Genomic DNA, 23,202 nt, shown 5'->3' with positions numbered 1-23,202 from the left:
GCCGCAGTCGCCATGACGGTGGAGCAAGACAGCCGGCAGGTTTCGGTGAAGGTCGCCCTCGCGGGGGCGGCCGATACCGGGAAGCTGGCGATCCTGCGGGCGGTGGCGGCGCGCTGCGCTTCGGCCACGGTGCGCGAGCATTTTGTCGGCTCGATCCGGGTGCACCGGGTCGAGTGGACCGAACCGCAGACGCTGCCGGACGGGCGTTTCCTGCATGTGGCGGCGCATTCGCTGAGCGGGCCGATGGAATACAACGCGGCGGAGGAACTGCTGCTGCGGTCGGTCGCCGGGATTGTCTTCGTGGTGGATGTGGATCCCACGCGCTTCAAGGCGACTTGGGAGAGCCTGATGCGGCTCTCCGACAATACGAAGCGGAATGGCTACGATCTGGATGGGGTGGCGCTGGCGCTCCAGTATCACCGGGCGGATTTGCACCCTGAGATCGATCCGGCGCTTCTGGACAAGCGGCTGGGGGTGCCGCCGGGATTGATTCCGCGCTTTGTTTCTTCCAGCCGGCAGCCGGATGCGGAGGGGCTGGCGTTTGACTCGGTGATCGAGCAGATCAAGGAGAGGCTGGAGAGGGAGGGGGAGGCGAAGAAGGGGAGGTAGGTTTGGGAAGGAAATTGGGTGATTGGAGATTGGGCTATTGGGTTCCGCTCTTTTCGTCCTCCCGATCGGTTCCCGTTTCCATTCTCGGTAGAGGCTTCCGGCGGCGACAAGAGTGTCGCCGCTCCTTATGCTGACGCCTTATCGGGGCTGCACGAGCAGCTTGCGGCAGGCCCAGACGTAGTTGGCACCGGAGATCAGGGTCAGGGCGACGGCGATCCAGAGGGAGACCGGGGCCAGCCAGGACTTCGGATTGGCCAAGTCGCGCAGCATGCCGCCGAGCTTGCCCGGGTCCTTCATTGAGGAGAAGGTCAGCCAGACCAGGCCGGTGATGCAGTAGGTGAGCTGGAAGGTGGTCTTCCATTTCCCGAGGCGGTCCGCGGCGAGGACATGGCCCGCCTCGACGGCGATCTGGCGGAGACCGGTGACGAGGAACTCGCGGGCGATGATGAGGGCGGTGACCCAGACCGGGCAGTGGTAGCCGCCTACCGGTTGGGCGGAAAAATACACGAAGGCAGCGCAGACGAGGATCTTGTCGGCGAGGGGATCGAGGAGTTTGCCGAGGGGGGTGACCATGCCGAGCTTGCGGGCCAGGTAGCCGTCCAGCCAATCGGTGGCGGCGGCCACGGAGAAGGTGATCAGGGCGATGGTGAAGCCGGTGGTGCCCGGGAAGCCCACCGCCGCCACGAACACCGCCGTGAGAAAGAGGCGGGAGACGGTGATTGCATTGGGCAGGTTCACGCGGCGAATGTGGGGAATGCATGGCATCATGGCAACAAGGGGTTGCACCGATGCCGCGGCTTCAATACACCGCCGCCGTTTCCCAACCGTCTGTCACGATCATGAGTAATAGCGATTTCGGCCTCATCGGCCTGGCTGTCATGGGCCAGAACCTCGTCCTCAACGTGGAATCCCGCGGATTCCAGGTGTCTGTTTTCAACCGTACCACTTCCGTCACGGAGGAGTTCGTGGCGGCCCACCCGGATAAGAAGCTGGTGGGGGCCAAGAGCCTGGAGGACTTCGTCAAGTCGCTGGCCTCGCCGCGCAAGGTGATGATCATGGTCAAGGCCGGCGCTCCGGTGGATGCGGTGATCGAGTCCCTGCTGCCGCTGCTCGATAAGGGCGACATCATCATCGACGGTGGCAATTCGCTCTACACCGATACCGAACGCCGCGACAAGTGGCTGGGCGATCTCGGCTTCCGCTTCATCGGCGCGGGCGTGTCCGGCGGTGAAGAAGGCGCGCGCAAGGGCCCCTCGATCATGCCCGGCGGCCCGGCCTCCACGTGGGACGTGATGAAGCCGATCTTCGAGAGCATCGCGGCGAAGGTGGATGGCGAGCCTTGTGTGACCCACATCGGTCCCGGCGGTGCCGGCCACTATGTGAAGATGATCCACAACGGGATCGAGTACGGCGACATGCAGCTTATCTGCGAGGCGTACAACATTTTCAAGGCAGCCGGTTTCGAGCCGGAGGAGCTGGCCGAGGTCTTCACGGAGTGGAACGAGGGCGACCTTGAGAGCTACCTGATCCAGATCACTTCCAAGATTTTCGCGCAGATCGATCCGGAGACGAAGAAGCCGCTGGTCGACCTGATCCTCGACACGGCCGGGCAGAAGGGCACCGGCAAGTGGACGATCATGAATGCGGTCGAAAACACCGTGGTGATTTCGACCATCAATGCCGCGGTCGAAGCGCGCATCCTGTCTTCCATGAAGGACAAGCGGGTGGCCGCCGCCAAGAAGCTGGAAGGCCCGAAGCCGAAGATCGACGAGAAGAAAAAGAAGCTGGTGAAGAAGGTGCACGACGCGCTCTTCGCTTCCAAGATCATCTCCTACGCGCAGGGCCTGGACCTGATCGCGACGATGGGCAAGGAGAAGGCCTGGGGCCTCGACCTCGGCAAGATCGCTGCGATCTGGCGCGGCGGTTGCATCATCCGCGCGCGCTTCCTGAACGACATCACGGACGCCTACCGCAAGGATCCGGAGCTGAGCAACCTGATGCTGGCTCCTTACTTCACCGACCTGCTCAACGAGTTCCAGGAGAACTGGCGCGAGGTGGTTTCGATTGCGACGCTGGCCGGGATTCCGGTGCCGGCCTTCTCGGCCTCGCTGGGTTACTACGATAGCTATCGTAGCGCGGTGCTGCCGGCGAATTTGCTGCAGGCGCAGAGGGATTTCTTCGGCGCGCACACCTACGAGCGGACGGACAAGCCGCGTGGCGAGTTCTTCCACACGGATTGGCCCGAGGTGATCGGTTGAGGCCGATGATTTTTGAAGACGGCCGGGAGTGATCCCGGCCGTTTTTTTGTGGATGAGAGCGCGGAATGGCAGTCGCGCAGCGACCGTGGACTGCGCGCAGCCTGCTGCCGTGAAGCACGGGAGAGTTCCCTAACCCGCTCCGTTCGCGGCTCGCCACACCCGGTGCTTCGCCTTTGCAGCGCCCCTGGCAGCAGGCTGCGCGCAGTCCACGGCGGCGGAGCCGCGGAAGGCATACTGGGAGTGCCGCGGCACTGCCCGGTAGAATGGTCCTCGGAAGCCCGCCACCATGCCTGCCCCGGGAGCGCGGAGCCTGTATAGACCGGGTACATGGTTAACAGGTGTTCGGGGACATGGGTTACACCTCCGTCGAGGATAAGACCATGCCCTGGCAAACCTGTGACCTGATGGACAAGAGACGTGAATTCGTGGAACTGGCTTCGCGCGAGGGAGCCAACAAGGCGGAGCTGTGCAAGCGCTTCAAAATCAGCCGCAAGACCGGCTACAAGTGGCTGGCGAGGCATCGCAAGGGCGAAGGCCTGGCGGACGTGCCGCGCAAGCCGGCGGAAAGCCCCGGCAGGACCAAGGCGGCGATGGAGGACAAGATCGTGGCCGTCCGGCAAAAGCATCCGGTGTGGGGCGGCAGGAAGCTCAAGCGGTGGCTGGAGGACCGCGGGGAAAAGAATGTGCCCTCGGCGAGCACGATTACGGAAGTGCTGCGGCGGCACGGCCTTTTGTCGCAACCGGCCGGTCCCTCCGGCAAGGGCTGGGAGCGCTTCGAGCGCGAGGAACCCAACGAGCTGTGGCAGATGGACTACAAGGGCTGGTTCGAACTGGCGGCGGGCGGCCGCTGCCATGCGCTGACGATGCTCGACGACCACAGCCGCTTCAACCTGCTGCTGGAGCCCTGCGCGGGCGAGACCTACGCGGAGTTCAAGCCGCTGCTGGAAGGAGCTTTCCGGCTCTACGGGTTGCCGGCGGCGATCCTGTGCGACAACGGCAAGCCGTGGGGCGACAGCCAGGGACACTTCACCCAATGCGAGGCGTGGCTGCTGCGGCTGGGCGTGAGGGTTTACCACGGGCGTCCGCGGCACCCGCAGACCCAGGGCAAGGAGGAGCGCTTCCACCGCACCTTCCAAGCCGAAGTGCTGTCGCGCACGACGGTGTGGCGGGACCACGCGCACTGCCGGCGGGAGTTCGCGCCGTGGCGCGGCATCTACAACCACGAACGGCCCCACCATTCGCTGGGCGGGGACACGCCCGCGAGCCGCTACCGGATCTCGCCGCGGGCGATGCCGGTGCAACTGCCGCAAGCCCGGGCCTGGTATGGCGGGGAAGACGTGGTGAGAAGGGTCCTGGACAAGGGGATCATCAGCTTCCGCGGCGTGTTGTGGAGCATCGGCGAGGCCTTCCGCGGGGAGGATGTGGCGCTGCGGCAGATCGGGGAAGAAAGCTTCGAAGTTTACTACTGCTGGAAGCGGATCGGGGTGGCGGATTTCGCGCAACACCGCGCTACCGGGGAGAGCGGCTACGCGCCCCTGTCGGAGCGGCGGGTGGGCCGGCCGCCGCAGCCATGAGCCGCGCGCGCGGCTCATGGCTGCGGGCCGAAAAGTGTAACCCATGTCCCCGAACAGGTGTAACCCATGTCTCCGGCCTTTACAGGCTCCGCGGTCCCGGGGGGAAGAGCCGTCCGTTGCTTGGGCTGTCAGGGACCGTTCTGCCGGGCGGTGCCACGGCGGTCCCAGTGGGGGCCGTCCGTGGGGGCGGGCTGTCAGGAACCGTTCTGCCGGGCGGTGCCACGGCGGTCCCAGTGGGGGGCCGTCCGTGGGGCGGGCTGATGCATTATGCCCCCCGAGGCTTATCTTTCACGAGATCCCGCGAGTTCGCGGAGTGATGCTTCATCCTGTCTGACAAGTATCATGAGCGGAAAGCATGGTGCACGAAATTGTCACTCGCGGAGGGATGAATCGGCATGGCGGGCACGTATGTTGCTCGTGGTTTGCGACCAGCCCTTGCACCACACACCATGAACACACCCAACGAGTCTGCACCCTTCCCCGACTCGACGACGGTGGTTCCCGAATTGGTTTTCGGGGACTACTGGAGTCCGGAAGCGGTGTCCAATTTGATCCGCTCGAAGTGCGCCTGCGGCGAGACGCCCTCCTTCCTCTTCCTGGGGAAAAAGGAGACCGGCTTGCTGCGCGAGCACCTGGCAGAAGTCTTCGGCAACGATGCGGTCGCCACGCTCCATGATACCTACTACATGGGTCTGGAAGTGGTGGAGATCGAGGTCGAGAGCTTCTTCTTCACCGGCGGCCGCAAGACGGTCCGCACGCTCCAGTATCCCCTCGCCCGGCGTCCCGCCGCGCGCGATCGCGAGATCGAGGCGCTGTGGCAATTCCGGATCTGATCTCCCCCCGAAAGGGCGGCCAGCGCCCCGCTCGTCCGCAAGGCGGGCGGGGTGCCGGCGGCCCATAGGTGAGATGAGGCTGTTGAGGATTTGACGGCTCTTCGTCGGATTTTGCCGAGGGAATCAACTTCAAATCACCTGATCGGGATCCCTGTCTTTCCTCCGTTCCCTCCTGCCTTTCCTCCTGTTAAAAATCCGGATGCCCGCTCGGGTCTCGATCCTTCGACTCGATTCGTGGTGCCTGCTTGTCTGGTCGCGGGCCTTCCTTTGCAATTTTGAACAGGAGGAAAGGCAGGAGGAAAAGGAGGAAGAAGAAGAGTCTCTCTCCGGCGGGTTTGTTGTTGAGATTTAACCGCGGATTGCGCGGATGCCGCGGATGAACAGCCGGGTCAAACCAAAGACCGGATGTCTCCAATCGTGCAGGCGCGTCGATCCCTCGTTCCTATCCGCGATATCCGCGCAATCCGCGGTTGATTTTTTCCCGCACTGGGGCGCGAGACGCACCCCCTCCTTGTGGCGCGGGATCTGCGGAAAGCGGTCAAATCTCCGCGGATGCTGCCCAAATCTTCCGATAGGGTTGCTTGGAGCGGGCATAGCCGTTTTGATGGCGGGACATGAATCCGCCCTCCCGCCACGCCGATCTCCTTGCCTGGGTCGAGGAGATGAAGACCCTCTGCCAGCCGGACACCGTGGAATGGTGCGACGGCTCGCGCGAAGAGTGGGACCGGCTGTGCCAGCTTATGGTCGATAAGGGCACCTTCACGCGGCTCAATCCGGAGAAGAGGCCGAACTCGTACCTGGCGCGCTCGGCACCGTCCGACGTGGCGCGGGTGGAGAACCGGACTTTCATTTGCTCCCGCCGCAAGGACCTGGCCGGGCCTACCAACAATTGGATGGAGCCGGGGGAGATGAAGACGCTTCTCTTGGAGAAGTTCGCGGGCTCGATGAAGGGCCGCACGATGTATGTGGTGCCCTTCTGCATGGGGCCGCTCGATTCACCTTTGGCAAAGATCGGCGTGCAGCTCACCGATAGCGCGTACGTGGCGGTGAACACGCGGATCATGGCGCACATGGGCCGCAAGGTGCTTGACCGCCTGGAGGAAGAAGCGGCGGGCGAAGGCCACTCGCGGCGCGACGGGCATGGCGTCTTCATCCCCTGCTTGCACTCGATCGGCGCACCGCTGGCGGACGGCGAGGCCGATGTGCCCTGGCCCTGCAACGAGGAGAAGTACATCGTGCACTTCCCCGAAAGCCGGGAGATCTGGTCCTTCGGCTCCGGCTACGGCGGGAATGCGCTGCTGGGCAAGAAGTGCCTGGCGCTGCGGATCGCGAGCAACATTGCGCGCGAGCACAACTGGATGGCGGAACACATGCTGATCCTGGGCATCGAATCGCCGCAGGGTGAGAAGACCTACGTGACCGCGGCTTTCCCTTCCGCCTGCGGCAAGACCAATCTGGCGATGATCGTGCCGCCGCCGACCTATGCGAATGCGGGTTGGAAGACGACGATCGTGGGCGACGACATCGCGTGGCTGTGGCCGCACGAGGACGGGCGCTTGCACGCGATCAATCCGGAGACGGGGTATTTCGGCGTGGCGCCGGGGACTTCCTACGACACGAATCCGATCGCGATGGAGTCGATGAAGGAGAACACCATCTTCACCAACGTCGCTCTAACAGACGATGGCGACGTTTGGTGGGAAGGGCTGACCAAGGAAGCGCCGGGACACTTGATCGATTGGCAGGGCAAGGACTGGGAGCCCGGCTCCGCGACCCCTGCGGCGCATGCGAATGCGCGCTTCACCGCGCCGGCGAGCCAGTGCCCGACGATCGATCCGGAGTGGCAGAATCCCGACGGGGTGCCGGTGTCCGCGATCATCTTCGGCGGACGGAGGCCGGACACGATGCCGCTGGTCTATCAGGCGTTCAACTGGTCGCACGGCGTGTATGTCGGCGCGACGATGGGCTCGGAAGTGACGGCGGCGGCGATCGGGCTGAAGGCCGGGGTGCGGCGGGATCCGATGGCGATGCTGCCCTTCACCGGGTATAACATGGCGGACTACTTCCACCACTGGCTGGACATGCGGCGGAAGGTGAACCGGCTGCCGCGTTTCTTCCACGTGAACTGGTTCCGCAAGGATGAGAACGGCAAGTTCCTGTGGCCGGGCTTCGGCGAGAACATGCGGGTGCTGGAGTGGATCGTGAACCGCTGCAAGGGGCGGATCGCGGGGCACGAGACGCAGATCGGGTGGACGCCGGATTGGGAAGATTTCAATACGGAGGGTTTGGCGGGTTTTGATGAGACGAGATTCGATCAATGCATGGCCTTCGATGCTGAGGAGTGGAAGGCGGAGATTTTGTCGCAGGGGGAATTGTTCCTGAAGTTGTATGATTACTTGCCGAAGGAGCTGGTGTTCCAGAGGGAGCTGCTGGCGGCGCGGTTGAGTTGAGGAGAAGGAGCGAGTGCTTTCCAACAATCGCAACGCGGTTGCCTCGGGCGGCAGAGAGACGCTGAGTCCCCATTGCGACCGGCCCGAGGCAACCTCATTCGAGCGGATGGGCCTCTTCCCAAGGTTGGCACGTCCCCGTCCGTCTCCGCCCTTCGGCTGCGATGGACGGGGACATGCCAACCTTGGGAAACGGCGTTGCCGTTTTTTGGATGGAGAATGCGCGTCAGGTAATCGACCTCCGGAGCGAGGAGATCCAAGCCAAGGCTTATTCGAAGACCCTGCTTCCGTCGGGATTGAACGAGACGTCCAGGGAGCCGGTCCGGCTGGTGCTATCGCGATCCGAATAGACCTTGAGCTTGATTTGGCCACAGCCGCCGGACTTTGTTTTGAAGTAGAAGAGAATATCGGCGGTGCTGGTCCATCGCGTACCCTTCGGATCCCCGTTCACGGTGAGGCCGGGCAGGTAGCCTTCCGTGGGAGCGATTGGCGCGATGCCTTTCGTCCCCATGACGACCTGGCCGCCGTCGAGTTCCACCTTGAGGTTCCAATTGTAACTTCGGGCCGGTGGTTTTGCCGGCTCGCGGGATGGCGTGAGGACCAGGGTTTCTTCCACCCCTTTCAGCGGCAGCTTGAAGCGTAGGGCCTCCCCCTTCCAATCGAAGGCGAGGTTCAACTCGCCCTGCTGGGAAACAGAACTGCCGTCGCGGATGAGGACGAACAACTCCGGGGCGGCCTTGTCCGGCCGATGAGGTGCGGCATTGTTTCCGTAGCCGAAAGTCCGGATCATTCGCTCCGCTTCGTGGAAGCCGGCCTTCACAACCTTGTCGAACCCGAGCGTCATGCCTTGCTTCCCGATGATCTCGAAGCGCCCGTCCGGCGCGGTGCGGACATTTCCGACTTCACCGGTGGGAAACCCCAATGACGGCGCAAAGCTACCGGCCTTCACGATGTGGAAGGCAAGTTCAGCCCCTTCCACGGGTGATCCGGCGGCATCCACGACCTTGCCGAAGAATTCAATCGGCGCGTCCTCGGAGCGGATGATGTCTGCCATCTTGGCACGACACTCCGCTTCGGCGGGATCAGCGGGGGCCGGCGGGGGTGGGGGCGGATCGGGGTTCGCAGCTTGGGGTGCCGCGGGGTCAGTCGCTTGGGATATCGGAGGGGGCGGCGGCTGAGGTGCCGGGGGTTGGGACGCTGCTATCACTTCGCGAGGTCCTAGGGAAAACCAGAGTAGTCCTGCAATCGATAGACCGACGACAATGAGGATGGAGGCCTTGGTCCGGTTCATGGATCAGAATGTTAGAGCCGGGGCGCGGGGATTGTCGATAGGAACGGATAGCGGTCGGGAGCGTCCGGTATCCCTAGGCCCGGGTGGATGCGGCGGTAGGGATCGCTCTCCGAGCGGTGAGGCGGATGGCGGCACTAGCGATCTATTGGACACGATGAGTCCGGTGGACACCGCCCCAGCCGGACCGCTCGGAGAGCGGTCCCTGCCTTTTCGAGCCTCAGTTGCCGCCGGAGAGTTTGAGCGACGGGACGTCGGTGAGGACGGCGACGTCGGACTGATCGCGGGAGGAGGCCTTGGCGAGTTCGACGACGCTGCGGTCGATCTGATAGACCTTGGAGTCCTTGATGCGGTTGTTCGCGTCGACCAGAACGATCGCGCGGCCCTTGGGGCTTTGCGGGTCGCTGACGGGGACGGCGTAGGTGCGGCTCTTCTCGTGCTTGATCTCGGTGTCGATGAGGACGAGTTCACGCTTGGTCTCGGACTCGGCCTGCTGGGTCTCGATCTTGATTTCCTTTTCGGCGACCGCGAGTTGGCGGGATTTTTCGGGAGCCGGCAGGGGGGAACTCTGGATTTTCGCGACCTTGGCGGTGTGCCTGGATTGGCGCTGGGCGCTCTGGGTCTTGCTGCGCTGGATGGTGGCTTCGCGCTTCTTCTCGAGGACCTTGAGGCGCTCGATGCGGTAGCCGCCGATCTGCTTTTGCACGAGGGCTTCGAGGATCTGCTCTTCATTGCGACCGAGGCGGCGCTGGCCGCTGATGTAGCGGGAAATTTTGCCAAGCGAGCCGATGTCGATGGTGCCATCGCCGCGGGCGATGAACTTCACTTCGTCGCCACCACCGGCACGGCCCCTGTTTTTGGTGGGGTCGAAACCCTCGTTGGAGCAAGAGGCGGCGAGGGTCGCGATCAGGCAGAAACCACCGGCACGGAAGATCGACGGGCTTTTCATCTGAATGGCATCATGGCTCAAGCGGACGATCTATCAAGTCGATTTGGGATGAGCGGCCCGCAGGCTGCAATGCGAGATGCACGAATGGAAAAGCCGGACCATTTTTGCTAGGCGCGATCCGCGGGGACTGATATCCGTTAGGCAGAAACGGGGGGATGATTCGTCACTTTCCGCCATGCCGCAAAGCGGTGGGCGGAGACGATCCTGCTCCGCCTGAAACAGCGAAAAACGAGAACGGCGGTAATGATCGAGGTGATTGAACTCCTGGCTCCGGTTGCCACCGCGCCGCCCTGTGGTCCCGACTTGGAAGACGATGCAGTCTCCCCTGCCAATCCGGGGATGATGGCGCAGCAGGCGGCGCTCTATAATCTCGATGCGCTGTACAGCGAGGTCCGCCGTGCCGATGCCGAGGATCCCGCGTGGCAGGCCTTGCTGGCGGCATCCACGGAGCTGCTGCGCGGCAACAAGCACCTGCGTGCCGCGGTGTATCTCTGCGATGCGGCGATGCGGCGGCAGCGGGCCCAAGGGCTGGCGCAATCACTGGAGCTGGTGCGGAAGATCTGCGAGACTTACTGGGATGACTTCCATCCGCTGCCGACCACGCCCGGCGGCAAGCAGGCGCGGGTGAACATTCTCAGCGGACTGGCGGGCAACGGCTTCCTGGCGGCGCTGCGCAACATGTCCTTCGTGCCCGGGGTGTCTGAGGCGACGCTGAAGGCCTACGAGACCAACGCGGGAGCCGACGAGGATGCTTCGACGCGGGCCTTCGCCAAAGCGACGCTCGGGGCTACGTCCAAGGAGACGCTCGACGAAGCGCTGGCATTGGCGACGCAATCGCTTGAACACGTCCAGTGGATCGTCGCGAAGATCGATACATCTTACGCGCCGGATAACGACGTGGACTGCGGTGAATTCCTATCCGGCGTGGAGGGCAAGCTGGTGAAACAGCTGGGAGTCATGCGGCGGATTCTCTCGCATGCCACCGGCTCGCCGGTGGAGGCGGCGGCGGGAGCGGAGGGAGGCGTTGCTGTTGCCGGCACCGCGCCGGTTGCGGGCAGCGGTGGATTCTCGAAGGCGAGCATCCGTCCGATGCTCGACCAGATCATCGACTACTATCAGCAGAACGAGCCTTCCAGTCCGGTGCCGCTACTGCTGCTGCGCGCGAAGCGACTGATGGATCTGAGCTTCATCGATCTGATCAACGATACCGCGGGTGAGGACGCGGTGCGAAAGGCACAACAAATCCTTGGTGTCGGGAAAGAATGAAGCTAAGGGATAGGCGATTATTAGTCTCAAGTAGAGCCGGGTCATACCAGCGTTCAACGATTTCATCACGATGAGCAGCCAAAAATACATCACCCGCAACCGTCCGCCGCGCGTCCATATCACCTACGAGGTGTACACCGGGGACGCGATGAAGAAGGTCGAACTGCCATTCATCGCGATGGTGTGGTCGGACCTATCGGGCAAGTCCGCAGGCGAACTCCCGGCGGTGGCCGACCGCAAGTCGATCGACATTCATGCCGATAATTTCGACCAGGTGCTCAAGTCGCAGAAGCCGCGCGTGAGCTTCCTGGTGGATAACCACCTGACGGGCGAGGGCAAGCTGCCGGTGGACATCACCTTCGAGAAGATGAGCGACTTCGAACCGGGCGCGGTGGCGCGCAAGGTGGACTCGCTCCGGGAATTGCTGGAGGTGCGGCAGACCCTCGACAACCTGCTCGGCGTCATTGGCGGCAAGCCGAAGGCCGAGGCCCTTTTTGAGAAAATCCGCCAGGATCCGACGCTGCTGCAGTCGCTGGTCAACGAAGCCAAGAAGGCCGGCGCTCTGGACAAGCCTGCCGACGCCTGATCAACGCCCACGCCGAACATTTCCATGAGCGACACCGAAACTTCCAAACAGTCAGCCGCCGGCGAATTCGAAACCGTCAGTGCGCTGGACGCCGCGATCGAGGGGCTTTCCCTCCCGACGAAAGGCGCCGAGGACACCACCAAGAATGCCGCGCGCTCGCTGGCCGAGTGGATCCTCAAGGACACCGTCACCTACGACGGCAGCATCCTCGCATTCATCGAGGGCGTGATCGCGCAGATCGACCAATTGCTGTCGAAGCAGCTCAATGCGATCATGCACCAGGCGGACTTCCTGAAGATGGAAGGAAGCTGGCGCGGACTGGAGCATCTGGTCTTCAACACGGAGACGGATGACCAGCTGCGGATCGAAATTTTCAACATCAGCAAGAGCGAGGTCCGCCAGGTGCTCAAGGAGTACAAGGGCGACAAGTGGGATCGCAGCCCGCTCTTCCGCAAGGTCTATGAAGAAGAATTCGGCATGCCGGGCGGGAAGCCCTACGGCGTGATGATCGGGGATTACGCCTTCGACCACTCGCCGGTGGATGTGGACATCCTGCGCGGAGTCGGCCAGATCGCGGCGGCGGCGCATTGCCCTTTCATCACCTCTGCGGCACCGAGCTTGCTGGGGTTGAGCTCGTGGCAGGATCTGTCGAAGCCGCCGAAGATCGACAAGGTGCTTTCCAAGACGAATCCGGAGTATGCCGCGTGGCGCTCGCTGCGGTCATCGGAAGATTCCCGCTATCTGGGGCTGACGCTGCCGCGCTTCCTGGCGCGCGCGCCTTACGATCCGCAGAAGAATCCGATCGACGATTTTGAATTCGTGGAGGAGCTCGGCGGCACGGATCACGACAGTTATGTGTGGTCGAATGCGGCGTATGCCTTCGGGGCGAACGTGACGCGGGCCTTCAAGCTCTACGGCTGGTGCACCTACATCCGCGGCCACGACAGCGGCGGCAAGGTGGAGAACCTGCCGGTGCACACCTTCCCGTCCGACGACGGCTCGATCGACTACAAGTGCCCGACGGAGATCGCGATCACGGACCGCCGCGAGCACGAGCTGGCGAAGGTCGGGCTGATGCCGCTCTCGCACTACAAGAACGAGGATTTCGCGGTCTTCATGGGCGCGCAATCGCTGCAGGAGCCGCAGAAATACTACGAGGACGACGCGACCGCGAATGCCGCTCTATCCGCCCGGATGACGTACCTCTTCGCCTGCTGCCGCTTCGCCCACTACCTGAAGGTGATGGTCCGCGACAAGATCGGTGCCTTCATGGAGCGCAACGAAATGGAGGACTGGCTGAACAAGTGGATCAACAACTACCAGTGCGATTCCAGTTCCTCTTGGGAGCTCAAGGCGAAGAAGCCGCTCGCCGCCGCGAAGGTGACGGTGCGGGCGAACGAGGCTGATCCGGGCTACTATGATGCGGACTTCTTCCTGCGCCCGCACATCCAGCTCGAAGGCCTGACAGCCGCGCTCCATCTCGTCTCAAGGCTGCCCGCCAACAAATAGCCGTTTTCCATGACCCCTCGCTGTTCCATCCCAGGACACCATGCGTGTCTAACAACAATCTAACGGAAAATCCATTGCGCCATGCCAGACTATTACTTGCAGCTCAAAATCGACGGCTCCGAAATCAAAGGGGAATCCGGCGATGACGCCCACGCCGAGTGGATCGAGATCACCTCGATTTCCCACGGCATTTCCCAAGCCGCCGCATCCGCCGCCAGCCAGGGCGGTGCCAAGCCCGAGGGCCGCAGCCATCACTCCGACATCGTGCTCACGAAGATGTATGACTCGTCTTCGGCCAAAATCGCGCTGGCCTGTAGTGCGGGCAAGCGGGTGGACGAGGCGGTCTTCGAGCTCTGTCGAGCGACGGGAGAAAAGACCTGCTTCCTGAAGATCACCGTGAAGAACGCCTTCATCTCGAGCTACTCGATCAGTGGCGGCGGCGATATTCCGGGCGAATCGGTTTCGATCGCCTACACCGAGATCGAGTGGGAGTACAAGCAACTCAACCCCGACGACTTCAAGGAGAAGACCACGATCGGCCACAAGTGGAGTCTCAAGACCAACACCGGGGAATAATTCATTTCCGCGATGTCTCAGGTCACTTGGGAAGAAGCGCTCCGGAGCGGAGACCTCTCCGGGGCGCTCGCCGCGATCAAGGAAAGCGTCCGCGCGAAGCCGGGCGACGGGGACTTGCGCCTCGTCCTCATGCATCTGGCGGCGCTCTCCGGCGAATGGGAACCGGCGGTGAAGCAACTGAAGCTGTACGGCGATCTCGGGACCGACGAGCAGCGGCAGTTGCTGGTGCTGACGGTCACGTCCTTGCTTGATGCGGAGACGCAGCGTGCCGCGGTATTCGCGGGAACCAGGGAGCCGCTGATCTTCGGCGATCCCCTGCCGTGGGTGGCGGATCTGGTCCAGATGCACCGCCATCTGCTCGCGGGTGAAACCGGGGCGGCCTTGCAGTGCCGGGAGAAGGTGACGGAGGCCGCAGAGTCGGTGTCCGGCCGGATCGATGGCAAGCACTTCGAGTGGCTGGGTGATACCGACTCGCGCTTCCCGGCGATCTTCGAGGCGGTGATCGGCGGCTCGTATTACTGGCTACCGGTGCAGCGTCTGTTAGGCATCCGGATTTCCGAGCCGAAGGCGCTGCGGGACCTGATCTGGCTGCCGGTGACATTCCTGCTCACGAACGGTTCGGACACGCCGGGATTCCTGTGCGTGCGCTATCCGGGCTCGGAGAAGAGCGAGAACCAGGATCTGGCGCTAGCGCGGGGGACGGTGTGGGACGAATCCGCGCCGGGTCTCGTGAAAGCGGTCGGGCAGAAGGTTTTCACCGACGGTGAGAACGACTACTCGCTGCTGGAAGTCAGGAAGATCGAGTTCGAGCATCCGGACATCGAGCGACCGCTGTGATTTGAGGGCAGGATGAACCGCCGCACCCACCAACAGGAAAGCGGGGTTCTGCCCTGCCTTTTCGACCGCATCGTCCGTTCGCTCGGGCGGGGTTCTCCCGAGAGCCGCCAGATCGATTCGCGTGCCTATCGCGATGCGATCCGGCGCGATCTGGAATGGCTGCTGAACTCAAAGCGGCGGCGGACCCGGGAGGAGCTTGAGCGGACCACGCTGAGCAATTCCGGCAGGGCGGCGATCGACGATGCGGCCAGCGTTTACGATCACGAGGAGTTGCCGCTTTCCGTGATCAACTACGGCATCCGGGATTTCAACGGGGCGGCGGTGAATCCCGACGATGCGCGGGTGATGGAGGGCATCCGCGGCGAAATCCGGGATGCGATCAAGCAATTCGAGCCGCGGATTGTTTTCGACAGCTTGAAGGTGGAGCCGATCCAGCTTGAGAAGGAGCCTTCGCTGCTGGCTTTCACGATCGAGGCGGAGCTGTGGGCGCTGCCGGAGTGGGAGTCGCTGCGGATCGATATCGATCTGAACACCGGGTCCTGCCAGGTGAAGGAAGGAGGTGTCGTTTGAACGAGCGCTTCCTCGGGCTTTACGATGTGGAGCTGCAGCACCTGCGGCGGCTCGCCGGGGAGTTCGCGCGGCATCGCCCACAGACGGGCAAGCAGCTCGGGATCGATGTAGATGGCCGGCAGCTTTGCCAGGATCCTTTCGTCGAGCGGTTGCTGGAGGGCTTCGCGTTCCTTGCGGCGCGGGTGCACTACCAGCTCGATGCGGAGTTCCCACGGTTCACGCAGGGCCTGCTAGAGACGGTGTATCCGGACTATCTGGCACCGCTGCCCTCGGCGGGGGTGGTGCGTTTCAATGTCGATCCTTCGATCGTCTTCGAGCGGGTGGAGATTCCCGCGGGAGGCGAGGTGGTGACCGAACCTTTCGGCCCGCGCGCGACGCGCTGCCGCTGGCAGACGACGCAGGACTTGACCCTGCTGCCGATCCGGATCGCCGATGTGAGCTACCGCTCGGGCCATGGCAGCATCGCGACAGCACACGAGGCGGCGATGAGCATCAAGCTGGAGCTGCTGCATCCCTCGATGTCGTGGGAGGAGCTGGGCTGCGACAAGCTGCGCTTCTTCGTGCCGGGGGCGGAGCAGTCGCGCTTGCGGTTGCTGGCGCATGTGATCGCGAGGAACCGCGGGGTCTGGTTGGGCGGGAAGAATGGGGCGCGGCAGATCAGCGGCGCGAACTTGAAGCAGCTCGGCTTCGGCGAGGGCGAGAGGCTGCTGCCGATGAATCCGGCGGGCTTCGAGGGCTATCGGCTTTTGCGGGAGTATTTCCTGCTGCCGGAGAAGTTCCACTTTTTCGAGATCAACGGGCTGAAGGAAGCTTTTGCCGGTGCTGTGGGGCGCGAGATCGAACTGGTGATTCCTTTTTCGGAGGATGATAGCTCGTTGCAGGCGGTGGTCGGCAGGAAGTCGCTCGAGCTTTTCGCGGTGCCGATCGTGAATCTTTTCCCGATGTCGCGGCGTTTCGATTTCGATCCGCGTCGGCCGGAGCACCACGTGACGATGGATCGGGCCCGCACGCACGATTTCGAGGTGTATTCGATCGAGGGCGCGACGGGGCACGGCACGAAGAGTGGTGACGATACCAGCTTCCGGCCTTTCTTCTTCAACCAGGCCGATGGCGACGAGGACCGGGCCTTCTACATGGTTCGGCGGGATTCGTTCCCGCGGCCGACGAAGGGCGTGGTGCTGCCGCACCTCGGCTATCCTGGGTCTGAAGTTTATCTGTCGCTGGTCGATTTAAAGGCAGCGCCTTTCAAGCTCGATATCCGCCAGATCGGCGTGGAGGCGCGTTGCACGAATCGGCATCTGCCGCTGCTGATGATCGAGCAGGGCGCGCCGGTTTTCTCGTATCCGGAGAGCGAGCTGGTCCATTCGATCGAGTTCCTCTCCGGGCCGACGCCGCCTGCGGCATCGAATGCCGAGGGGCCGCATGCCTGGCGGCTGATCAGCCATCTCTCGCTGAATTACCAATCGCTGATCGGGGCGGATGGCGATGCTGCTGCGCTGCGCGAATTGCTGGCACTCTATGCCGACAAGAGCCGCCGCGAGATCGGCTCGCTCCGTTCTGTTAGATCGGAGACGCGACAGGCGCTGCACCGCTTCGAGGGCGGGCCGCCATCCTTCGTGCGGGGCCTGGAGATCACCCTGGGCTTCGATCAGAATGTCATGAGCGCGCCGGAGGTGCTTCTTTTCAGCCGCGTGCTGGAAGAGTTCTTCGGCCGCTACGCCTCCATGAACTGCTTCACCCAAACCTCGGTCAGCTTGCTGCCGGGTAAAAACGAACTCGTCCGATGGCCACGACGAATCGGCAAGACCTGCTTGATCTGATCAAGACGCTGGTCGAGCAGCCGCAGGGCTTTTCGTTCTACCAAGCCGTGCGGGTGCTGGAGTGCGCCGCGGCGGGCAAGCATCCGCGCGTGGGCCGCTCACGCGATCCGGCGGATGACTTCGTGCGCTTCGGCCAGTATGTCGACCTGGTCCATCTCGCGACCGACCTGCGGGTCTGCACGCCGACCGGTGATGATCCGGAAGATCCGGTCTACAAGCTCAAGGCCTGCTTCACCGGTCTCTCAGGGCCCTTCGGGCCGATGCCGGAATGGATGACGGAAACGCTGGTCCATCTATCGCACGGGATTCCGGACGAAGTGCTCTTCCAGTCCGCGCAAGGTGCCGGGCTCTACGCGAGCTCCGCGGTGAAGGACGAGGGCATGGCGGAGTTCCTCGATCTCTTCCACCACCGGATGTTCAGCTTCCTCTATCGGGCTTGGTCCTCGGGGAACATGCCGGTGGCCTTCGATCGCGTCGATACCGGCGGGATCCGCCATGAGGGCGATGCACCGCGCTTCGGGCATTTCATCGCGAGCACTTTCGGCGCGGGGAGCGACGAGCTGTTCGAGCATCCCGACCTCCCTCCCCTCTCCCGCCTGGCCTTCGCCGGCCATCTTTCTTGCCAGACGCGGCATGCGGAGGGTCTGGCTTCGATCCTGACCGGCTTCTTCCACGTGCCGGTGGAGATCCGGCAGTTCGTCGGGCATTGGCTGACGATTCCGGAGGATTGCCAGTGCCGGTTGGGGCAGACGGGCGTGCTCGGCGAGAGCATCTTCGTCGGCAGGCGGATGTGGGATCACCAGCAGAAGTTCCGCGTGCGGCTGGGTCCGATGAAGCTCGCGCGGCTCAAGGAATTCCTGCCCGACGGCCCGGCCTACCCGCAGCTCGCGGCGTGGGTGGACTTCTACACGTCCCGCCAATGGCTCTGTGATTTCCAGATCATCCTCGAGAAAGAGGAAGTGCCTTCGACCGTCCTCGGGAAAGCCGGCCAACTCGGCCGGACGTCTTGGCTGAAGTCGCGGGAATTCGCGGCGGACTGCGAGGATCTGGTGCTGCAGCACGCGAACTAGAACGGGAAACTTGCTTTCGCTTCCGAAACTATCTTCAATCTCTAATCTAATGGCTGATCTCCGTCCAAAGGACCTCTTCGGGAAGCTCAACCAGCTTGGCTATCGCACGCTCGATGGTGCCGCCAACTTCTGCCGGATGCGCACCAATCCATCGGTGGAACTCGTGCACTGGTTGCAGCAGATGCTCAACGAGCCGGAATCCGATTTGCAGACAGCGGTGCGCCACTTCGGCATCGATGATTCGAAGCTGGTGTCCGACCTAACAGCAGCACTGGGCCGCCTGCCGCGAGGAGCGGGCTCGATCACCGGCTTCGGGCTTTCCTTGGTCGAGGCGATCGAGCAGGGCTGGATCTATGCGTCCCTGATGTTCAAACAGAACAGCATTCGCGGCGGGCACATTCTGATCGGCTGCCTGAAGAATCCTTCGCTGGAGAATGCGTTGAAGGGCCTTTCCGAAGAGTTCCGCAAGCTCAAGGCGGACGATCTCACGGACCGCTTCGATGAGATCTTCCAGAGTTCGATCGAGAACAGTTCTGCGGAAGCCACGCCCGCTTCGGGCGATGAGGCTCCGGCCTCCGGAGGACCGCCGGTGCCCGGACGGGTGGAGGCTTTGGCGAAGTTCACCAGCGATCTCGTCGCGGAAGCCAGGGCCGGCAAGATCGATCCGATCACCGGACGCGACAAGGAGATCCGCCAGATCACCGATATCCTGCTGCGCCGCCGCCAGAACAATCCGATCCTGACCGGCGAGGCCGGCGTGGGGAAAACGGCAGTGGTCGAGGGGCTGGCCCTGAAGATAGCCGCGGGCGATGTGCCGCCGGCGCTCAAGGATGTCGAACTGCGGACGCTCGATCTCGGTGCCTTGAAGGCCGGAGCGAGCATGCGCGGGGAATTCGAGAAGCGGCTGAAGCAGGTCATCGAGGAAGTCGAAGGCTCGCCGGTGCCGATCATTCTTTTCATCGACGAAGCGCACACGCTGATCGGTGCCGGGGGCCAAGAAGGCCAGGGCGATGCGGCTAACCTGCTCAAGCCGGCACTGGCGCGCGGCAAGCTGAGGACGATCGCCGCGACGACTTGGAAGGAGTATAAGATGTACTTCGAGAAGGACAACGCCCTGGAGCGCCGCTTCCAGCCTGTGGTGATCGAGGAGCCTGACGAGGAGAAGGCCCTCGCGATGCTGCGCGGTGTCTCACGGAAGCTCTCCGAGCACCATGGCGTGCCGATCCTGGCCGACGCGATGGCGGCGGCGGTGAAATTTTCAAAGCGCTACATTCCGGCGCGGCAGCTTCCGGACAAGGCGGTGAGCCTGATGGACACGGCGGCCTCACGGGTTTCGCTGAGCCAGCATGCCACGCCTGCCGAGGTCGATGACTGCCGCAAGCACATCGAGGCGCTGACGCTGGAAGAGAGCATCCTGAAGGAAGAAAGCGCTGCCGGGGCGGATCGCAGCGAGCTGCTCGATGCGATAGCGGGAAGGGTCGCTGAAGCGCGGACGCGGCTTGAGAGCCTTGAAGCGAACTGGGCGACGGAGAAGACCTTGGTGGATGAGCTGATCGCGCTGAAGGCGAAGCTTAGCGGCACGGCAGATGAGCCCGGACGCGAGCCGATCATAACGGATCTCCGCGCCAAGGAAGCCGAGCTGGCAGGCATTCAAAAGGACAAGCCGCTGATCCACCACGCGGTCACGGAAGCCGCGGTCGCAGCGGTGGTGTCCGACTGGACCGGCATTCCGGTCGGCCGGATGGTAAAGGATGAGATCCGCACCATCCTCAATCTTGCCGACTTCCTGCAAGAGCGCGTGATCGGCCAACGCCATGCGCTGGAGGCAATCGCCAAGCGCATCGAGATCTCCCGCGCGCAGTTGGAGAATCCTTCGCGTCCGATTGGGGTTTTCATGCTCGCGGGGACCAGTGGGGTCGGCAAGACCGAGACCGCGCTGGCACTCGCGGAAGCACTCTATGGCGGCGAGGGCAACCTGATCTCCTTCAACATGACGGAGTTCAGCGAAGGTCATAGCGTGGCTACCTTCAAGGGTGCGCCTCCGGGCTACAAAGGCTACGGTGAGGGTGGCGTGCTGACCGAGGCTGTTAGAAGGCGACCTTACAGCGTGGTGCTGCTCGACGAGATCGAAAAGGCGCACCCGAATGTGATCCAGCTTTTCTTCCAGGTCTTCGACAAGGGCCGCCTGGACGATTCGACCGGCCGCTCCGTGGACTTCCGCAACACGATCATCCTGATGACAACCAATGCGGGGACGGAGCTGATCACCAACATGTGCGCCGATCCCGAGCTGATGCCGACGCCCGAGGCGCTGGCCGAAGCGGTGCGGAAGCCGCTGCTCGAATTCTCCGACGAAAAGATGGGCAGTCCGAAGTTTACCCCGGCCTTCCTTGGCCGCGTGAACGTGATCCCCTACTACACGCTCAGCGACGAAGTGCTGCGCAAGATCGTGGAACTCCAACTCAGCCGCGTGAAGAAGCGCTTGCTGGAGAACCGGGGAACGGAAGTCACCTTCGACCCCTCCGTGGGCGATCTCATTGCCAGCCGTTGCACGGAGGTGCAGAGCGGGGCGCGCGTCGTCGAGAGTATCCTGACCCAGACGCTTCTGCCGGAACTGAGCCGCGCGCTGCTGGAGAAGATCGCCGACGGCCATACCATCGAGAAGATCGCGGTCTCCACCGCCGACGGTCGCCTCACCTACCAATTCAACTGAGAAAGGTCGCACCGTGCCTGAGACGCAACACGACCGCAGGCTCCAACTCACCACACCGCTGGGTGAGGATGTGCTGCTCATCACCCGCTTTACCGGGGAGGAGGAGCTATCGAAAACCTATCGCTACGAGCTCGATCTCGCCAGCACCGACCCGAAGGTGAAGTTCGACAACATCGTCGGCCAGAATGTCACGGTGAAGGTCGAGGCCGAGAGATCCGGCACGCGGATTTTCAATGGCTTCGTCAGCGAGTTCCAGCAGCTCGAACCGCGCGACCAGCTCGCGCGCTATCGGGCGATCGTGGTGCCTTGGTTCTGGTATCTCACGCGGGTCGCGGATTGCCGGATCTTCCAGCAGAAGTCGGTTCCCGAGATCATCGAGCAGGTATTCGGCTCGCGGAACTTCAGCCAGTACGAGCTGCGGCTGAGCGGCAGCTACAAGCCGCTGGAATACTGCGTGCAGTATCGCGAGACGGATTTCAATTTCGTGAGCCGCCTGATGGAGCAAGAGGGCATCTGCTACTACTTCACGCATAAGGATGGCGAGCATACCATGGTGCTCGCGGATGCACCGTCCGCCCACGATCCCTGCCCCGGCAGCGAGACGATTAACTACTATCCGTGGAATCTCGGGATCGACTTCAGCGGCATCCGCTCCTGGGTGCGCGAGGGCCGGGTCTGCCCCGGTGCCTTCGCCCACACCGATTTCGATTTCAAGTCGCCGGGCAAGAAGTTGCTCGCGGACACCAGCAACCCGAAGCCGCACGATCACGCGGACTACGAGATCTACGACTACCCCGGCGAGTACCTCGACCGCGGGGATGGCAGCAACTACGCGACGATCCGCATGCAGGAGCTGCAGGCGCGCCATGAGACACATCGGGGTGAGGCGGACATCGCCGGCCTGCAGGTGGGCTTCCAGTTCGAGCTGAAGGAAGCCTTCCGCGATGAGGACAACCGCAAGTATCTGCTGACGCGCCTGCGCCACGAGATCCATTCCACGCCCTTCGGTTCGCAGGCGACCGGTGGCGGGCCGCGGTTCTATCAGGTGCGGCTTCTGGCCATCCCGGCGACGGTCGATTACCGTCCGGCGCGCGATACGCCGAAGCCGCTGATCACCGGGCCGCAGACCGCGATCGTGACCGGACCGGGCGGCGACGAGATTTACACGGACGAGTTCAGCCGCGTGAAGGTCCACTTCCACTGGCACCGCCACGACAACAGCGACGACAAGAGTTCATGCTGGATCCGCGTCTCGCAGTATTGGGCGGGCAAGCAATGGGGAGCCATTCATATCCCGCGCATCGGGCAAGAGGTGATCGTGGAGTTCCTCGAGGGCGATCCCGACCGGCCGATCATCACCGGTCGCGTCTACAACGGCGACAACATGCCGCCCTACGGGCTACCTGCGAACAAGACCCAGAGCGGCATCAAGAGCCGCAGCTCGCTGGGTGGCGGGACCGCGAATTTCAACGAGATCCGGATGGAGGACAAAAAGGGCTCCGAGCAGCTCTACGTCCACGCGGAAAAGAACCAGGATAACATCGTCGAGAACGATGAGACGACCTCGGTCGGCCACGATCGAACCGAGGATGTCGGCCATGATGAGAAGATCAGCATCGGCCATGATCGCACCGAGACCGTCGGCAACAACGAGACCATCACCATCGGCGTCAACCGCACCGAGACCGTCGGCAGCAACGAGGTGATCACCATTGGCACGAACCGTACCGAGATGGTCGGCAGCAACGAGACCGTTACGATCGGCTCAGCCTTTGCCCATACGGTGGGTGCCAGCGAGACCAAGACCGTGGCGATGATGCGAACCCACTCGGTGGGCATCAACGAGATGATCAATGTCGGCGCCGCCCAGGAGATCACCGTGGGAGGAGTGCAGGCGACTACCGTCGGAGCCTCCCAGTCGAACAGCATCGGCACCAGCCAGAACAATACGATCGGCAGCGATCAGCAGAGCGACATCGGAGCCAATCAATCGACCACGGTTGGCTCGGACCAGTCCCTGAAAGTCGGTGCCAACCGGACTGCCGATATCGGCGAAGACGATACCTTGAGTGTCGGCAAAACTCTGGCGGTGAAGGCTGGCGACCAGATCGCCTTCGTCACGGGTGATGCGAGCATCGTGCTGAAGAAGGACGGTACGATCCAGATCAAGGGGAAGAATATCTCGATCGATGGCAAGGACATCACCATCAAGGCTTCCGGGAAAATCAACGTGAAGGCTAGCAGCGATGTGACGATCAAGGGCAGCACCATCAAGGAGAACTGACGAACCACCGGCC

The 23,202-nt window shown here is 62.9% G+C and carries 18 protein-coding genes; 15 read left to right on the top strand and 3 right to left on the bottom strand.

From position 1 onward, the window contains the following. Positions 1-12: 12 nt before the first annotated feature. On the top strand, positions 13-609 hold the full coding sequence (locus ABWK72_RS20010) for a hypothetical protein (protein WP_367871348.1): 597 nt from the start codon (positions 13-15) through the stop codon (positions 607-609). 138 nt (positions 610-747) lie between these two features. Here ABWK72_RS20010 and pgsA read toward each other — a convergent pair whose 3' ends face one another. Next, a complete protein-coding gene (gene pgsA, locus ABWK72_RS20005; protein WP_367871347.1) occupies positions 748-1,347 on the bottom strand; it encodes a CDP-diacylglycerol--glycerol-3-phosphate 3-phosphatidyltransferase in 600 nt (199 codons plus the stop codon). A 101-nt stretch (positions 1,348-1,448) separates the two neighbouring features. Between pgsA and gnd the strand changes: the two genes are divergently transcribed. The 4 genes from gnd to ABWK72_RS19985 all read left to right on the top strand — a co-directional run bounded on the left by gnd (position 1,449) and on the right by ABWK72_RS19985 (position 7,724). Then, a complete protein-coding gene (gnd, locus tag ABWK72_RS20000) occupies positions 1,449-2,867 on the top strand; it encodes a decarboxylating NADP(+)-dependent phosphogluconate dehydrogenase (RefSeq protein WP_367871346.1) in 1,419 nt (472 codons plus the stop codon). Between the two features lie 350 nt (positions 2,868-3,217). Continuing rightward, positions 3,218-4,441 (top strand): IS481 family transposase, encoded by a 1,224-nt coding sequence (locus ABWK72_RS19995; protein WP_367871345.1) that lies wholly within the window; start codon positions 3,218-3,220, stop codon positions 4,439-4,441. Positions 4,442-4,890: 449 nt separating this feature from the next. Next, positions 4,891-5,274, top strand: a complete 384-nt coding sequence (locus ABWK72_RS19990) for a hypothetical protein (protein WP_367871344.1) — start codon at positions 4,891-4,893, stop codon at positions 5,272-5,274. 614 nt (positions 5,275-5,888) lie between these two features. Continuing rightward, positions 5,889-7,724 (top strand): phosphoenolpyruvate carboxykinase (GTP), encoded by a 1,836-nt coding sequence (locus tag ABWK72_RS19985; protein ID WP_367871343.1) that lies wholly within the window; start codon positions 5,889-5,891, stop codon positions 7,722-7,724. Between the two features lie 265 nt (positions 7,725-7,989). Here ABWK72_RS19985 and ABWK72_RS19980 read toward each other — a convergent pair whose 3' ends face one another. Further along, complete coding sequence (locus ABWK72_RS19980) at positions 7,990-8,775, bottom strand: hypothetical protein (protein ID WP_367871342.1); 786 nt, start codon at positions 8,773-8,775, stop codon at positions 7,990-7,992. Positions 8,776-9,229: 454 nt separating this feature from the next. Then, positions 9,230-9,958: a hypothetical protein gene (locus ABWK72_RS19975; RefSeq protein ID WP_367871341.1), complete on the bottom strand. Its 729-nt coding sequence runs from the start codon at positions 9,956-9,958 to the stop codon at positions 9,230-9,232. Positions 9,959-10,201: 243 nt separating this feature from the next. On the opposite strand from ABWK72_RS19975, the gene ABWK72_RS19970 reads away from it, so the two are divergent. From ABWK72_RS19970 to ABWK72_RS19925, 10 genes are all read left to right on the top strand, one after another. Continuing rightward, positions 10,202-11,224, top strand: coding sequence for an ImpA family type VI secretion system protein (locus ABWK72_RS19970; RefSeq protein WP_367871340.1), 1,023 nt, complete (start codon positions 10,202-10,204; stop codon positions 11,222-11,224). A gap of 70 nt (positions 11,225-11,294) precedes the next feature. Continuing rightward, entirely contained in the window at positions 11,295-11,810 is a 516-nt protein-coding gene (gene tssB / locus ABWK72_RS19965) for a type VI secretion system contractile sheath small subunit (protein WP_367871339.1), read from the top strand. Between the two features lie 24 nt (positions 11,811-11,834). Continuing rightward, positions 11,835-13,319: a type VI secretion system contractile sheath large subunit gene (gene tssC, locus ABWK72_RS19960; RefSeq protein WP_367871338.1), complete on the top strand. Its 1,485-nt coding sequence runs from the start codon at positions 11,835-11,837 to the stop codon at positions 13,317-13,319. 81 nt (positions 13,320-13,400) lie between these two features. Next, positions 13,401-13,895, top strand: coding sequence for an Hcp family type VI secretion system effector (locus ABWK72_RS19955; RefSeq protein ID WP_367871337.1), 495 nt, complete (start codon positions 13,401-13,403; stop codon positions 13,893-13,895). Between the two features lie 12 nt (positions 13,896-13,907). Then, the gene (locus tag ABWK72_RS19950; RefSeq protein WP_367871336.1) at positions 13,908-14,732 is read left to right on the top strand and encodes a type VI secretion system accessory protein TagJ; all 825 of its coding nucleotides are present in this window, start codon (positions 13,908-13,910) and stop codon (positions 14,730-14,732) included. Positions 14,733-14,744: 12 nt separating this feature from the next. Next, a complete protein-coding gene (tssE, locus tag ABWK72_RS19945; protein WP_367871335.1) occupies positions 14,745-15,302 on the top strand; it encodes a type VI secretion system baseplate subunit TssE in 558 nt (185 codons plus the stop codon). Beyond that, positions 15,299-17,122, top strand: coding sequence for a type VI secretion system baseplate subunit TssF (gene tssF, locus ABWK72_RS19940; protein ID WP_367871334.1), 1,824 nt, complete (start codon positions 15,299-15,301; stop codon positions 17,120-17,122). Before tssE ends, tssF begins: the two co-directional genes overlap by 4 nt. Continuing rightward, positions 17,086-18,192: a type VI secretion system baseplate subunit TssG gene (tssG, locus tag ABWK72_RS19935; protein WP_367871333.1), complete on the top strand. Its 1,107-nt coding sequence runs from the start codon at positions 17,086-17,088 to the stop codon at positions 18,190-18,192. Before tssF ends, tssG begins: the two co-directional genes overlap by 37 nt. A 49-nt stretch (positions 18,193-18,241) precedes the next feature. Continuing rightward, positions 18,242-20,905: a type VI secretion system ATPase TssH gene (gene tssH / locus ABWK72_RS19930; protein WP_367871332.1), complete on the top strand. Its 2,664-nt coding sequence runs from the start codon at positions 18,242-18,244 to the stop codon at positions 20,903-20,905. A 13-nt stretch (positions 20,906-20,918) separates the two neighbouring features. Then, the gene (locus tag ABWK72_RS19925) at positions 20,919-23,189 is read left to right on the top strand and encodes a type VI secretion system Vgr family protein (RefSeq protein WP_367871331.1); all 2,271 of its coding nucleotides are present in this window, start codon (positions 20,919-20,921) and stop codon (positions 23,187-23,189) included. Positions 23,190-23,202 lie beyond the last annotated feature (13 nt).

The sequence above is a fragment of the Luteolibacter sp. Populi genome, assembly GCF_040801775.1.
In the GTDB taxonomy this organism is placed as follows: domain Bacteria; phylum Verrucomicrobiota; class Verrucomicrobiia; order Verrucomicrobiales; family Akkermansiaceae; genus Haloferula.
The sequence above is the reverse complement of the archived record's forward strand: the minus strand, read 5'-3'. Positions and strand labels throughout refer to the sequence as shown.